At 46.5% G+C, this 13,894-nt stretch carries 16 protein-coding genes; 3 read left to right on the plus strand and 13 right to left on the minus strand.

Annotated features, from left to right (window positions below):
- Both DES35_RS10315 and DES35_RS10320 read left to right on the plus strand, forming a co-directional pair.
- The gene (locus tag DES35_RS10315; protein WP_051889474.1) at positions 1–951 is read left to right on the plus strand and encodes a ribonuclease Z; all 951 of its coding nucleotides are present in this window, start codon (positions 1–3) and stop codon (positions 949–951) included.
- Positions 941–2,158, plus strand: a complete 1,218-nt coding sequence (locus tag DES35_RS10320; RefSeq protein ID WP_114366507.1) for an MFS transporter — start codon at positions 941–943, stop codon at positions 2,156–2,158. The genes DES35_RS10315 and DES35_RS10320 overlap by 11 nt, the downstream gene beginning before the upstream one ends.
- A gap of 94 nt (positions 2,159–2,252) precedes the next feature.
- Here the strand turns inward: DES35_RS10320 and DES35_RS10325 are convergent, their stop codons facing one another.
- The 9 genes from DES35_RS10325 to DES35_RS10370 form a co-directional block, all read right to left on the minus strand.
- On the minus strand, positions 2,253–3,182 hold the full coding sequence (locus DES35_RS10325; RefSeq protein WP_037361122.1) for a peptidylprolyl isomerase: 930 nt from the start codon (positions 3,180–3,182) through the stop codon (positions 2,253–2,255).
- A gap of 274 nt (positions 3,183–3,456) precedes the next feature.
- A complete protein-coding gene (locus DES35_RS10335; protein ID WP_084180243.1) occupies positions 3,457–4,467 on the minus strand; it encodes a peptidylprolyl isomerase in 1,011 nt (336 codons plus the stop codon).
- A 7-nt stretch (positions 4,468–4,474) separates the two neighbouring features.
- On the minus strand, positions 4,475–5,011 hold the full coding sequence (locus DES35_RS10340) for an FKBP-type peptidyl-prolyl cis-trans isomerase (protein ID WP_037361117.1): 537 nt from the start codon (positions 5,009–5,011) through the stop codon (positions 4,475–4,477).
- Between the two features lie 148 nt (positions 5,012–5,159).
- On the minus strand, positions 5,160–6,641 hold the full coding sequence (locus DES35_RS10345) for a sodium:solute symporter family transporter (protein ID WP_037361114.1): 1,482 nt from the start codon (positions 6,639–6,641) through the stop codon (positions 5,160–5,162).
- 164 nt (positions 6,642–6,805) lie between these two features.
- Positions 6,806–7,699, minus strand: a complete 894-nt coding sequence (locus tag DES35_RS10350; RefSeq protein ID WP_114366508.1) for a hypothetical protein — start codon at positions 7,697–7,699, stop codon at positions 6,806–6,808.
- On the minus strand, positions 7,696–9,018 hold the full coding sequence (locus tag DES35_RS10355; protein ID WP_037361109.1) for a polysaccharide deacetylase family protein: 1,323 nt from the start codon (positions 9,016–9,018) through the stop codon (positions 7,696–7,698). Before DES35_RS10355 ends, DES35_RS10350 begins: the two co-directional genes overlap by 4 nt.
- Positions 9,011–9,784, minus strand: coding sequence for an ABC transporter ATP-binding protein (locus tag DES35_RS10360; RefSeq protein ID WP_037361108.1), 774 nt, complete (start codon positions 9,782–9,784; stop codon positions 9,011–9,013). The genes DES35_RS10355 and DES35_RS10360 overlap by 8 nt, the downstream gene beginning before the upstream one ends.
- Positions 9,784–10,533, minus strand: a complete 750-nt coding sequence (locus DES35_RS10365) for an MlaE family ABC transporter permease (RefSeq protein WP_235183098.1) — start codon at positions 10,531–10,533, stop codon at positions 9,784–9,786. Before DES35_RS10365 ends, DES35_RS10360 begins: the two co-directional genes overlap by 1 nt.
- Positions 10,534–10,602: 69 nt before the next feature.
- Positions 10,603–11,319 (minus strand): YebC/PmpR family DNA-binding transcriptional regulator, encoded by a 717-nt coding sequence (locus tag DES35_RS10370; RefSeq protein WP_037361106.1) that lies wholly within the window; start codon positions 11,317–11,319, stop codon positions 10,603–10,605.
- A 331-nt stretch (positions 11,320–11,650) separates the two neighbouring features.
- Between DES35_RS10370 and DES35_RS10375 the strand changes: the two genes are divergently transcribed.
- Positions 11,651–11,806, plus strand: a complete 156-nt coding sequence (locus tag DES35_RS10375; RefSeq protein WP_114366509.1) for a transcriptional regulator — start codon at positions 11,651–11,653, stop codon at positions 11,804–11,806.
- Between the two features lie 88 nt (positions 11,807–11,894).
- Here the strand turns inward: DES35_RS10375 and DES35_RS11435 are convergent, their stop codons facing one another.
- The 4 genes from DES35_RS11435 to DES35_RS10395 all read right to left on the minus strand — a co-directional run.
- A complete protein-coding gene (locus DES35_RS11435; protein ID WP_147269348.1) occupies positions 11,895–12,254 on the minus strand; it encodes a hypothetical protein in 360 nt (119 codons plus the stop codon).
- Positions 12,247–12,561, minus strand: coding sequence for a DUF1493 family protein (locus tag DES35_RS10385; protein WP_037361101.1), 315 nt, complete (start codon positions 12,559–12,561; stop codon positions 12,247–12,249). The genes DES35_RS11435 and DES35_RS10385 overlap by 8 nt, the downstream gene beginning before the upstream one ends.
- Before the next feature lie 116 nt (positions 12,562–12,677).
- The gene (locus tag DES35_RS10390) at positions 12,678–13,019 is read right to left on the minus strand and encodes a hypothetical protein (RefSeq protein ID WP_037361098.1); all 342 of its coding nucleotides are present in this window, start codon (positions 13,017–13,019) and stop codon (positions 12,678–12,680) included.
- A gap of 11 nt (positions 13,020–13,030) precedes the next feature.
- Positions 13,031–13,894 (minus strand): RHS repeat-associated core domain-containing protein (locus DES35_RS10395; protein ID WP_147269349.1); only part of this gene is annotated, 864 nt, incomplete at its 5' end.

Consider the following 13,894-nt stretch of genomic DNA (forward strand, 5'->3'; position numbering starts at 1 on the left):
ATGTCCCTTTCCTTGACCATCCTGGGCAGTTCGAGCGCTACGCCCACTGCCCACCTGTTTCCCTCCTCCCAATGGCTTGAAATTCAGAATCAACATTTCCTGATCGACTGTGGAGAGGGCGCTCAGATGCAAATCCGAAAAAACAAACTGTCCTTTGCCAGGCTCAATGCCATCTTCATCTCACACGCACATGGCGACCATTTCTTCGGTTTGATGGGCCTGCTCAGCAGCCTTGACCTGATGAAACGCCAGAAAGAACTCCTCCTCTTTGCCCCTCAGCAAATCCTCGATCTCATCACCAGTTACTTTTATACGCATACCCCGGACCCCTTCTCCTATCCCTTGACCATGACACCCATCCAACCAGGAGCCACCTATGTACTTTACCAAACACCTTACATACGAGTCATTACCTTCCCGCTCAGCCACACCATCCCCTGCCAGGGATTTGCCTTCGAAGAACTCTTCCCCTACCGAAACATCCGTCCCGAAAAAATCAAACAATACTCCATTCCTGTCTGCGACCTTATGAACATCAAAAAAGGCAGCGACTGGACAGACGAAAACGGCAGAATCATCCCCAACCACGAACTCACCCTCCCTCCCCCGGAAGGATTGAAATACGTCTATTGTACCGATACAGCCTTCGTCGAAACTCTCCGGGAATTGGCAGGTACCTGCGACCTGCTCTATCACGAAGCTACCTATAAAAGCTCCGAACGACACATGGCACCCATCACAGGTCATTCCACCACCATCGAAGCTGCAAGGGCCGCTCAGATGCTGCAAGCCAGATATCTGCTGATAGGCCACTTCTCCACCCGGTACAAAAATTCTCAAGAACTCGTAGCCGAAGCCAGATCCCTCTTCCCCAATACGTTCTTTGCTCGCCAGAACACCCGATTTGCCCTCGATCGAAAAACCAGACAACTCACCATTGATGAACTTTAAAATCCCCAAAAAACCAGATATAAAAAATCCCCGCTCTGCATTAGCTGTACTGTTTATCACAGTGTTTCTCGATTTGCTCGGATTCGGGCTGATCATTCCCATCCTGCCCATCTTCGCTAAAGAACTCGGCGCCAATGGCCTGATGATCGGAATCATCGCCAGCAGCTATTCCCTCATGCAGTTTCTCTTCTCCGGTTTTTGGGGAGCACTCAGCGACCGAATAGGTCGCAGACCCGTTATACTGACCAGCATCCTCATCATGGTGGTCGCCTACCTGGTCTTTGGCCACGCACACTCCCTGCTTTTGCTCTTGCTTTCGAGAATCCTGTCGGGCCTGGGTGCCGCAAACCTCTCTGCAGCACAAGCCTTTATCTCAGATGTTTCCACCCCTGAAAACCGCGCGAAAAATTTTGGCCTTATCGGGGCAGCCTTCGGACTTGGCTTTATCGTCGGACCTCCCGTAGGTGGTTGGCTCAAAGATTCCTTCGGCATCCAATGGGTCGGTTATGCAGCCGCATTTTTCTCCCTGATTAACTTCCTCCTGGCCCTGCTTATCCTGCCCGAAAGTCTTCCCCAAAAAAACACCGGTTCCCGACTCTGGCAAAACCCTTTTAAAAACATCATCGATGCGGTCCTCGACACCCGTGTCAGCCCTTTATTCATCATCAACATTATTTTTATCACTGCCTTCTCCATGATGCAAATTACTGCAGCCATACTCTGGCACGAAAGGTTCAGCCTCTCAGATGCCGAAGTAGGCTACACCTTTGCTTTCGTAGGCGCATTGGCCGTCATCATTCAGGGCACCCTCCTGGGGAGGTTCACCGCACGCTATCAGGAGAAAAAACTCCTGGCTGCAGGCACCGTGCTGATGGCCTTCGGACTGCTCAGCATGCCCTTTGTACCCATACATCTGTTTGTCCCGCTCGAATTGCTGGCGCTGGTATTGATCGGATTCGGCAATGCCTTTATCAACCCCATGCTCAGTACCCTGCTCAGCAGCGAAGTCAGCAGCCTCCAGCAGGGCTATTACCTGGGCACGCTCCAGTCTTCCGGCTCCTTTGCACGACTGATAGGCCCCATATTAGGAGGCACCATTTACGACCTGCACTATACCATGCCCTATGTAGCGGGCTTTTTGCTCATGGCCGTATGCTTTATGCTATCCTTGCGCTTGCACAACAGGATTGCTCAAAATCCAACATGAATTTCATCCCTGCCAGCTGCCTCCATTTTCCGCAACCTAAAAAACAAAAAGCCGACTCACAGGCCGGCTTTATTCGGAGGAGCACTCCGCACGTCTATAATACTTTTAAAATCTGAATCTCAAAAATCAAATCCGCATCCGGCGGAATCACTCCACCAGCTCCGGCACTGCCATAGGCCAGTTGAGAAGGCAGGTAAGCTAAGACATGGTCCCCCTCCCTGCACATCAGAAGCAATTCATCCCAGCCCTTGATCACCTGGCCTGCACCTGCTTTTAGCGTGAAGGGCTGTCTGTTGACCGAAGCGTCAAATACGGTCCCGTTGATCAGCATACCCACATAGTGCACAGTCACCATGGAGCCTGCCCTGATCTCCTTACCATGGCCCCGTTGCACAAATTTGTATCTCAGACCGGTCAGTGTCCGATCCATATCCGCTATCATTGTTTGGATTTCTTCCTGCACTTGCCGGTCTTGTTCCTTGCGGAAATCCAACAGCGCATCCATCTCCCTGCCGAAAACCTCCACCGGATCATAATCTGCCAGCTCCTGACCGATGCGTTCTATGGTAATTCGCTCAATCACATCACCTTGTCGGATGGCATACACCACATCCATCCCCTCCACCACCTTGCCAAACACCGAATGTTTATCATCGAGCCAGGGCGTTTCCACATGCGTGATAAAGAACTGCGAACCATTGGTATCCGGTCCGGCATTGGCCATCGACACTACCCCCGGCCCATTGTGTCGGAGGTCCGGATGCAGCTCGTCCGGAATGTGGTATCCAGGGCCACCTCTGCCATCGCCAAGAGGGTCTCCCCCTTGAATCATAAAATTCTCGATCACCCTGTGAAACGTCAGACCATCGTAATACGGCTCCCCGGCAGGCTTGGCCTTATTGGGCATTTTGCCCTCCGCCAGTCCCACAAAGTTGGCCACCGTCACCGGGGCTTTTTCATATTCCAGGTTTACCTTAATGGCCCCCCTATTCGTCTCAATGACCGCAATCAATTGATTTTCCATCTTCTATTCCTGTTTAAAAATTTTATTTTTTGGGCGCATCCCCCGGCCACTGGGTCCGGTGGCCGGGGGTCGGTCTTCGGCTTCTATTCCCCTTGCAGGCAGGCGTGGCACATCGGGCTGCGGTGGCTTGCTACCGCTCCGCCTCCTCGCCCTGTGTGCCACATGGCCTGCCCGCTTCGGCTCATATCCGCCTGCGCCCTTGCGCATTAAAGCTCAGAAGCCGGAGGTGCTACACCCCCGGCTTCTGAGCGTGTACCATCTGGCATGTCACGCCCTACTCTACCGCCAGTACTTCCACATCAAAAATCAAATCTGCATTTGGCGGAATCACCCCACCAGCACCTCGCTCTCCATATCCCAGATGGGGAGGAATCAGCAACTTCACTTTTGTTCCCGGGCCAAACATCTGCAGTGCCTCATCCCAGCCTTTAATCACCTGCCCCATTCCCACCTGAAAGCGGAAAGGCTGACCCCTGTCCAGCGAAGAGTCAATTTTTTGCCCGTCGACCAGCGTAAGGGTGTAGTGACATGTTACAAACTGGCCCTTTTTGGCCGGTTGTCCGGTCCCCTCCTGCATCACAATGTAGGCAAGTCCGCTAGCTGTTGATTGGGCCGCACTTTTCAAATTTTCAAATTCTTCCTTTGCTTTTCTGGCCTGAAGTTCCCTTTTCTCCCGAATGGCTTTGCGGCTTTCTTCAAACGTCCTGACAGGGTCGTAATGCTTCAGCTCTTTCCCGATCCTGAGAATGGTCACCGACACAATCTCATCCCCTTGCTGGATGGCATTGACCACTTCCTGACCCTCCACCACACGACCAAATACGGTGTGGCGGCCATCGAGCCAGGGCGTTTCCTTGTGGGTGATAAAAAACTGAGACCCATTCGTATTAGGCCCTGCATTGGCCATCGACAGTACACCCGGCCCATCGTGCTTTAGCTCAGGCACTATTTCATCTTCAAACTGATAGCCCGGTCCACCAGATCCATTGCCCGACGGGTCACCCCCCTGAATCATAAAATCTGCTATCACCCGGTGAAATTTCAACCCATTGTAAAAAGGCTCACCCTTCTTGCGGGCCGAGTTTTCAATCTTTCCTTCCGCCAGTCCCACAAAGTTGGCCACGGTCATGGGCGTCTTGTCGTGATACAGTTTCAGCGTGATGTCGCCTTTGTTGGTTTTTATCACAGCATAGAGGCCATCCTCCAGCCCGGATTTTGTTTTGGGTTGGCTGTTGCATGCTGTGGCCAGAAGCACAAGGGCCAGCAACGAAGTCACTTTTCTCATTCTATCTTTATTGTTTTGCGATTTTTTCAATTTTGATGCTGTAGACCACAGGCTGGCGCATTCCTACCTCGTCCAGGTCCCCCGCCAGCCCAAATGCCAGAAACGAAGGCAAAACCATTTGCACACTATCGCCCGGTGAAAAGAGCTTCAGCATCTCGTGAAGACCTATTTCCGCATCTTCTCTATCGATCCTCAGCGTGCGCAAAGCCGGTTCATCTTCATAAATTCTCTTTCCATTGAGAAGTTCCATCTCGCAGGTAAAATATACTACATCGCCCTCCTTAGCTTTCTCGTTATTCCCGGACCTGGTGAGAATCCGGTAGTACACTCCGTTTTTGTGTACCCTGTAGTCCCACTGGCGTTCGGTCACATACCTCTCTATAGCATTGGTTTCAGCCTTCAGATATTTGCGGTTGGCTTCGATCAGCTTTTCCCTGTCAATATGCTGATGAGGGTCCTGAACTTCTCTCTGAGCCTCGCGATTGCGCTGGCTGCACCCCCATAGGATCGCTACACAACCTATTATTACATACAACAATCTCATGGTTCCCTGTTGAAGGCAAATATACTTCCGTCTGCACTCTGCAAAGGTCCACGTGCCCATCCCTCTCCTACAAAAACTACAAAAACGCTCTCAAAACCTGAAACCCCCTCTCTTCCCGCTTTTTCAGGTCCCGGTGTAATCTTACCGGCTAATGTTGTCCACGAGCCTTTTTATTCCTTACAAAAAAGACGGAAAGCCCCACGACAAGCGCACACACGATAGCGATAGATGCCGGAATGGCCGGATTTCTCACTTCCACCTGCATGTAAGGCGTCAATCGCATGTAGTAGATGCCAAAGTGCACCACCAGAGCAGTGACAGCAGCTGCCAATGCTGCAATTTTATCAGGGTTTCTGCTAAAAATACCCATCAATACAGGAAAAAATGCCGCTCCAAAAAATGCATACACCCCATTCTGCGCCAGCATTGCCACCGAAAGATTCGGGTGCTCAATCTGCTGCTTCGAAATCACAAACGCTACGATACCTATCAGGAATATCACCAGCCTGTTAATCTTCACGACCCGATTCGGTTCGGCTCCGCGAAAGAAAAATGGCTGAAGCAAGTCCACCGTCAGTGTGGTCGAAAGCGACTGTATGAGCGACTCAATAGTCGAAATACCGGCTGCCAGCAATCCAAATACCACCAAAACCCCCAATGCAGGATGAAATCGCTGTGTCACATATGTGCTCATCAGGGCATCTGGTTTTATCACTTTGCCATCCATCTGAAGGTCCGGAAATTCAAGTCGCGCATACAACCCGGCAATCACCACCATAAAAAACAGCGATTGCACCACCACCCCACTAAACAGATAAGGCCTCACCTGGCTATCCTCTTTGAGCAAAAGTGATTTGGTAATGATGTGCGGCTGACATATCACCGCCACCCCTACAATCATCTGGGCAAATACAATTTCAAAATAATCTCTGAACAGAGGACTTTCCGCATTGGTCGGGAGCGTCAGAACAGGGTCGATCGCCTCCAGCTTGCGCAAGAATCCCCTGAAACCGTCAGCAAAATGCTCCAATCCGCTGCCCAGCAATATCAAAGCCACCACCAGCATCAGCAAGGCCTGTACCGCATTGGAATACACCATGGTATTTGCTCCCCCGAAAGCCATGTATCCATACACAAATACCGTAATGCCAAACAGCACAAACAAATGGTGCACACCAAGTGCGGTGCTGAGCACCAGCGTCAACCCCACGGTAATCAAAACCAAAAAGGTAATCAGCAAAAGCGATAGAATAGCAAAGAATACAGCCAACCTCCTGCTCGTGTAAATATTGCCCATCCATTGCGAGAGCGTTAATGCCCTGGATGTAGTACCGACCCTTCTGAACCTTCTGGTAAGCACCACCAGCGAAATCAGTGCTGCCAGCGGTAGTGCGATGGCATAACTGATCACCCCGCTTATGCCGTAATATCCGATCAGACCCGGATTGATGATAAAGGTAGCCGCACTGGTCATACCTGCCGCCAGACTCAACCCCACAAACCAGGGTGAAAACATCATGGAGCCGAGTGCAAAATCCCGGATATCGCTTGTTGAACGTCTTGAAAGGATTGTAAAATAAGCCACAAACCCCACCCAGAGCACCAATACGGCAGACACAGCTACTACCATAAGTACATGCTTTCCACATCTTTTGTGTAAAGATATGGACTCAGCCATCCGGTAATACGTGTGAATAAATCAGTTTTATAGACATAAAACCTTTTGGCCCACAAAAATTCCCTAAAGCCCCTTATTTTCTGTAAATTAATACCGAATTGTATAACCCGACACTTTTAAAACCACTTTCGCCATCGGTAGTATATCTCCTCTCGGGCACCAAAACCCTCATAAAACCTCCTAAGTCCGGGAATATCCGAGCCCTCAAAATCAAATATGTCGGCAAGACCAGCTTTCAGAGTAAGGATGTGATCGATCAGAAACGTTAAAGCGTGTGTTTGCTTTCCGTAGTCAGAAGTGGCACTGAAAAAGAAAACAACTCGTCCTCTGTACTCCAACAAAAAAATCCCCGCAACCGCCGTATTGGACTCATCATACAGGGTAATCTGGTATCCGAGCTTTTTGTGCAGAGCCACAAACATGATCTGACGCAGAGTAGCGTAGTGTTTTGCAGTTAAATGGGGCAATTCACGGCCTTTATTGCTCGCAAAAAGCCTGATGAGTACATCGGGCGAATCGTTGTAAAACACCTGATGGGGATATCTGGCTGCCTTGGCCAGATTTCTTCTTGTGTTTTGTGTATACCGCGACCGAACACTTTCGGGAGTAGCATTGCTCAGCGGGACAATCAGGTTGGTTCGCGGGGTAAGTGTTCCTTTGCTCAACCCAATGACAGGGTTGCCGGCATTGAAATATACTTCCTTGTATACATAGCGGGCCGGAATTTTTTCCAAAAATTCAGAAGCCAGCTGAGTTGAGACCTCCTCCCTTGAAAAAATCCCCAGCTGTTGAGTCCCGTATGGCCGGATTAATGAGGGAATTACCCTTCGAAACTTTCCTGGAGTTAAGGGCATAACCGCCCTGTAATCGTCGCAAATCAGAGCATCCCAACCATTTGACACAATGTCCAGATACCAACTCAGCCCATACACCAGTGCATGCCTGTCCAGATGAATGGTCAAATCCCATTCCTGAGTATCCACGTCAGCATTTTTAACCAATCGGATCATAACCTTTTGCTAATGTAGTCTAACATTTCCTGGTGCAGTTGGTTCCATCCCCTCCATTCCGGCTGGTATTCGCTAAAGGTCCTGTTGTGCCACACCGTGATCAGATGACCCCCCACGCTATACACCTCATCAATCAGAGAAAAAATGACAGGTGCTGCCTGTTTTGGACTGTACTTCAAGTAATCGATAAATGTAGTCTCCATCAGTGCAAAGGGGTGAATAATCAGGTCGGTTGAAGTTTCCATTTCAAGGTCGTAAAATGGATAAGGTGTACAAATACCAGCCCTGAAACCAGGTACCTGCGCATATCCCATGGAATATTCGTCCGTAATACCCAGCTCCATGAGGTGGCGAAATGTGGACGGCAAAAAAAACCTCAGATAGTGCATCCTGCTTTTGGTGATGGGTCTTCGGATGGTCGATTCCAGACTCGTAATTTCATATTCGAGCTCTTCAAAATCCTCACTGGCCCTGTACGACGGATGAGACCCAACGCTGGCAAAATCTGCCACAAATTTGATATGCTGCTGATGACTGGGACTATGAATGGGCAAATTCCTGTCGAATGGACCAAATCGGGAGTAGAGGTAAAAATAAATGACTTCAATGCCCAACCTCGAAAAAAGCTCTATCTGATAATCAATGGTATCAAAAGGGTCTTTTTTTCCAAAAAAAACTGTCAGAAAACGGTTTTTAAATTGCAGGAAGTTCAGTGACCTCAGGTCGTTGATTAGACTGCCTATGGACCTTACAAACCCTTTTCCCTTGTAGGCATAGGTATTGTCCACATCGATCGTAGCCGTGTAGGTAAATCCGGATTTCTTGATCTGAAATCCCCGGTACTTCTGACAGATGCTCTCACGCAGTCGCAGACACCAGCGATTTACTACAGGTTTTTGCAAAAAGCCCTGTCGGAATGCCAGGGATTCCGTTGGCTGAAATCTACCATGGACATCTTTTACATGAGGCAAGTATTCTTCATACCTGGAAATTAGATAAAACACTGCTGAAAACACATCGAACCTCAGCTCACAACATGCTTCTCCAAACAGCAAATCTCCACCCACAGGATCTACCACACACCTGACATTCTGCTCAAAAATTTCGGTCGACTGCAGCAATCCGGATGGATAAATCCAGATTCCTTCCGGCTGGCGCTGAGTACTGTAATTGATTTTCGGCCCCTGATGGTTTTTGTATTCTTCAGGCGAAGAAGTCAGTTGATACCGGCAGGGAGTTACATACTCGAAGATGACCTTACACGTGTAGACCAGTCGAGGAGTGATTTTGTCAGCATAAATCAGCAATAGATCATTCACGCCGGGAGGACTGTAAGTGAAGTTCTTTTACACGCCTGAGCAACTGTGAGGTAAAGACAAACTCATTTACATTTTCATTGTCAGTAGTCAGAATGTCAGCCTTGTTTCCCTGCCAGGCTTTGTATCCGTCTTTGATCAGTATCACATTGTCTCCGATTTCCATCACCGAATTCATGTCGTGAGTATTGATCACTGTAGTAATGCCAAATTCGAGAGTAATTTCCCTGATCAGATTATCGATCACAATGGATGTCTGTGGATCAAGCCCTGAGTTTGGTTCGTCGCAAAAGAGGTATTTCGGATTCATCGCTATGGCACGAGCTATGGCTACGCGCTTTTTCATGCCTCCGCTCAGCTCTGCAGGATATTTTTTATTCGCCCCTTCCAGATTGACCCGGCCCAGACAGAAGTTCACCCTGTCTCTCATGTCGGCCTCTATCATGTTGCTGAACATCTTCAGGGGAAAAATGACATTTTCCTCCACAGTGAGGGAGTCAAACAAAGCACTGCCCTGAAATACCATCCCCATCTCTGTACGGAGTGTTTTTCTTCTTTTAAAGTCCATCTCCGAGAGCGGTTCGCCACTGTAATAAATCTCACCCCCATCTATATCGTAAAGACCGAGAAGCGATTTCATAAAAACTGTCTTCCCGGAGCCGGATTTTCCAATGATCAAGTTGACCTTTCCCGGAAAAAAATCCGCCGAAATGCCTCTTATGACTTCCGTGTCTCCAAATTTTTTAATCAGATTTTCGACCCTGATCATCAGCTGAGTATGAGTTGTGTCAAGATATAGTTGGCAAGGATAATGATAAGACTGCTGCTCACCACAGCCTTTGTGCTGCTATTGCCTACTTCCACGGCTCCGCCTTTTACATAATATCCGTGAAAAGCAGAAACACTGGTGATGATAAAGGCAAACACCACCGTTTTAATCAAGGCATACGTGACATAAAAGGGATTGAACTCCAATAGCAGACCTTCAATAAAATCCTGAGGACCTATCATTCCTGTGAGCTGACCAAAGACAAATCCTCCCAATATTCCCAAAAACATGGACATGCTGATCAGTATGGGATTGAAAAATACTGCAGCGACAATTTTGGGCAGAATGAGGTAAGAGGCGGAATTAACTCCCATAACCTCCAGGGCATCGATCTGTTCGCTCACTCGCATAGTACCAAGAGTAGATGCAATATTGCTGCCCACCTTGCCGGCAAGTATCAGACTGACCATAGTAGGTGAAAATTCCAGGATGATGCTTTCCCGGGTAGCTATGGCTATATAATAAGCAGGTATTAAAGGATTTTCAAGATTCAGAGCCGTCTGTATCGTCACGACAGCACCTACAAACAAAGAAATTATGGCCACCAGACCCAGCGAGTTGATGCCCAAGTGCTCGATCTCTATTAAAAAAGCTTCAAAATACATCTTTTTATTCTCAGGCCGGCGAAAAACTCTTCCCAGCATCAGCACGTACCGGCCAAAGTCTTCCAGGTATTTATAGAAATTCAAAGCATCCTTGATTTACAGACAAAGGTAAGGCGAATAAGTCGGCCTGCAGGTTTTCAGATTGCTGTATCATCAAGCCATGTTGTGATACACATTCTGCACATCGTCGTCTTCTTCGATTTTTTCCAGCAGTTTTTCCACCTGTGGTTTTAAGTCATCCTGTACAATACGGGTTTCGAGCGGTATTCGCTCAAGACCTGATGAAATGACCTCAAGCCCCAGCTCTTCGATGCCTTTCTGCAACTTTCCGTAGTCGGAAAAGTGGCCATATACCATCAATGTGTTGTCTTCTTCATCTTCAAAAAATTCATCGGCTCCATAGTCGATGAGCTGAAGCTCGAGGTCTTCCAAATTCTGGTTGTCAGGTTTCCGAATTTTGAACTGACACTTGTGTTCGAAGAGAAAATCCACTGAGCCACTTGTGCCAAGGCTGCCGTTGTGTTTATTGAAGTAGCTGCGCAGATTGGCCACTGTACGGGTAGGATTGTCGGTAGCTGTTTCTATCAAGATAGCTATGCCTCCGGGCCCATATCCTTCATATACAAGTTCTTTGAAATCGGCTAGCTCCTTGTCCGTAGCTCTTTTTATCGCCCGTTCGATGTTTTCCTTAGGCATGTTTACCGCCTTGGCGTTTTGCATCGCTGCTCTCAGGCGAGGGTTGGTTTCAGGGTTCGGACCCCCTTCTTTTACAGCTATTGAGATTTCCTTTCCTATACGGGTAAAATTTTTGGCCATGGTGGCCCAACGCTTAAATTTTCTTTCCTTCCTGTACTCAAATGCTCTTCCCATACGTATGGATCATTAAGAAGCGCAAAGTTAGGTGGGGAATGGTATTGGGAAATTTTCAGATGCAGACACTGCATTCACCTTTAAGTGGAACAGTTACGATATCGGTAATTGATTTTTATTAGAGATTGTGCTGCAGATTAAAGATTGTCTGTGAAAGTATAAAAGCCTTAAGCCATGTGGTCCAATTAAAAACCACCTACATAAAGAAACCATTTACGTATCGGCAATTTCCCAAACGGGCCCTATGTCGCTCTCCGATTGTTCAAGGGCAGAGACAGGTGAATGGAATTTGTTTTTGAATGACGTACACTAAATCTCCAGATATTTCGGAATGACCATTGATGAGCTGGTCAACTTTGCCGGCAACCTCCCCGATGAAGTGACCATTGAAGATAAAAGCCTGATGGAACAGGTACTACCGATTGCTGAACTCGAACCCGAAGAAAAAAATATGGTCTTTAAAATGATCGATACTTTCCTGACCTAAAAGAAGTTTAAAGACTTCTTTCAAAAGAACGTGGCCGCTCTATAAAGAAAAAACCCGGACTTGCCGGGTTATTTACTTGCATATACTTTTACTCTCTTTTTATTTGCAGTTTTTTAATTGCATCACATTCTGTAAAAAGCAAAGGGACTACCTTCTGCTGAAAATATAGCCTGCCTGCCTCGTATCCTTTATCATACCCTGCATCTTTCCGACTTGAAAAATACAGCTCCAAATCGGCTTGATATTTCTTAACTGTAGTATTGCTACAGGTGTCTAAGGAGGCTGATACTTGCTCATTCATAATTGCAAAGCCGTATTCCCCAAAACATTTGCAAATATCGTCTGAAATACGCTTTTCTAATGGCAATTTCTGTTGGGCGTAAATAGAATTAAAGCATAGCAACCCTATTATGTAAAGGTATTTAATTGACTTTTCCATATTATTCAAACCACTCTCCTTTTTCAATAACTTTCAATAAATGGCTTACAGATAAACTTTTTTTGTCCTTCATATTCCTTCGAAAAACCCTCTTAATCAAAGATAAAATAATAAACTCATCTTCTTCAAAATATTGATAATATGGAAATGAACTCATATTAATATTAAACTCAGATTGAAATAATTCAATAAATCTATCATTGTCTTCTGAAAGAGTTTTGAGATTATTTATTTCTGTATCGTAGCTAATATCCTTAACTCCAAAAACCTCATTTACCAATGATTTAAGCTTATTGAAATCTTTATTACTATCCATAATTACTTATTCTGCAAGTGCTGAAACTATCCAACTCCAATAACTCTTCCAGATGGAATAATAAAATTCCTATTGTAGAAGGTTGCCTTATCTAAAATATCCCTTTGTCGCAAACATCAAATTCTTATCAGTCTATCCTTAACATCTGTCGGCAAATTGACTAAAAAGTCACTTTTTATGCCTTTCAAAATCTCCCGAATATCTGACTCTGCTTTTAATACCGAATAATTTTTGTCGATTTCTTTAAAGCCATGCTTGATTGCATCGCAGTAAAAATCTAATAAATTATAGACTAAATTCAGATCCCCCTGTTTAAAATCTTTTCCATGCTTAGTTGAAATTTGATAGATTTCATCATCAATATCAAAGGAATAGTCTCGATTACCTTTCCGAAATTCTTCTGACCATGCCAATGTTTTTTCTAACAAAGTTCTCAGTTCTTTAATAAATTGATCCATTATCGCTTTACTTAAAACCTTTTCCAAAAGTCCCCTTGATCTCCTGGTTTCACCTGCCAAGGCCTGTGCCTACCTATTCCTCCTGGTCCTCGTCTATGGTAATGCAAACCATTTCTCAAGTCCAAATCAATTCTAAAATTCTTACCAGTCTTAAACAGAGTAGTCCCTCTCAATGAAGTATTTGACAACATCCGTACGCTTCCAATCCCAACACCAGACCCTGTATAAACTCCTCTTGTCACTGCTATCTCCAAAGCTTTTTCAGTACCAAACCCAAGATCATATCCCATTTCATAAGCTGACATATTTGGGATATTTTGCATGTAGTTAATGATTCTATCAGCCATCTGAGCTCGCATCATCATACCCTGAGGGCAAGTTTGACATCCTAACATTGCCATATCAAGGATTCCCTGCCCCAAATCTTTCCAACCTTGTGTTGTGCCTAAACTGGCAAAGAAATCTACAGTACTTCCAATACCTGCTCCAAAGCCATCAACAAAACCACTTCCGAAACCTCCATTACTTTCACTCCTTGGAGCAGTTACAGTTACTTCACCTAACATGCCTCCAATTGCCGTCCATTCACCATTTGTTAAAATGAAGTCCCAACCTCCAAGCGGATTCACAATATCTCCTTCTTTTGCTGTGGAAGGATCTGGACAATAAACGCATCTACCATCTGGGTCTGTAAAAATAATCGGGTTGTTCCAAAAAGCAGTGTAAGGGGACTTATCAATTTGGCTTGGATGGTCTGCCAACGGATCCACACCCAACCACTTGCTCACCACCGGGTGGTAGTACCTGGCTCCGTAGTAGAAAAGCCCGCTTTCGGAGTCGAGCTCTTTGGCATTGAAGCGATAGGGTGTGCTGAA

This window comes from Schleiferia thermophila, from assembly GCF_003337435.1.
GTDB classification, from domain to species: domain Bacteria; phylum Bacteroidota; class Bacteroidia; order Flavobacteriales; family Schleiferiaceae; genus Schleiferia; species Schleiferia thermophila.

Coding starts and splice junctions, on each gene's coding strand:
- DES35_RS10345 (WP_037361114.1), bottom strand. CDS start 6,641: ATGGTAGTAGCTGTGTCTGCCGTATTGGTGCTCTGGGTGGGGTTTGTG.
- DES35_RS10370 (WP_037361106.1), bottom strand. CDS start 11,319: ATGGGAAGAGCATTTGAGTACAGGAAGGAAAGAAAATTTAAGCGTTGG.
- DES35_RS10360 (WP_037361108.1), bottom strand. CDS start 9,784: ATGATCAGGGTCGAAAATCTGATTAAAAAATTTGGAGACACGGAAGTC.
- DES35_RS10320 (WP_114366507.1), top strand. CDS start 941: ATGAACTTTAAAATCCCCAAAAAACCAGATATAAAAAATCCCCGCTCT.
- DES35_RS10325 (WP_037361122.1), bottom strand. CDS start 3,182: ATGGAAAATCAATTGATTGCGGTCATTGAGACGAATAGGGGGGCCATT.
- DES35_RS10340 (WP_037361117.1), bottom strand. CDS start 5,011: ATGAGATTGTTGTATGTAATAATAGGTTGTGTAGCGATCCTATGGGGG.
- DES35_RS10375 (WP_114366509.1), top strand. CDS start 11,651: ATGACCATTGATGAGCTGGTCAACTTTGCCGGCAACCTCCCCGATGAA.
- DES35_RS10315 (WP_051889474.1), top strand. CDS start 1: ATGTCCCTTTCCTTGACCATCCTGGGCAGTTCGAGCGCTACGCCCACT.
- DES35_RS10335 (WP_084180243.1), bottom strand. CDS start 4,467: ATGAGAAAAGTGACTTCGTTGCTGGCCCTTGTGCTTCTGGCCACAGCA.
- DES35_RS10350 (WP_114366508.1), bottom strand. CDS start 7,699: ATGATCCGATTGGTTAAAAATGCTGACGTGGATACTCAGGAATGGGAT.
- DES35_RS10385 (WP_037361101.1), bottom strand. CDS start 12,561: ATGGATAGTAATAAAGATTTCAATAAGCTTAAATCATTGGTAAATGAG.
- DES35_RS10390 (WP_037361098.1), bottom strand. CDS start 13,019: ATGGATCAATTTATTAAAGAACTGAGAACTTTGTTAGAAAAAACATTG.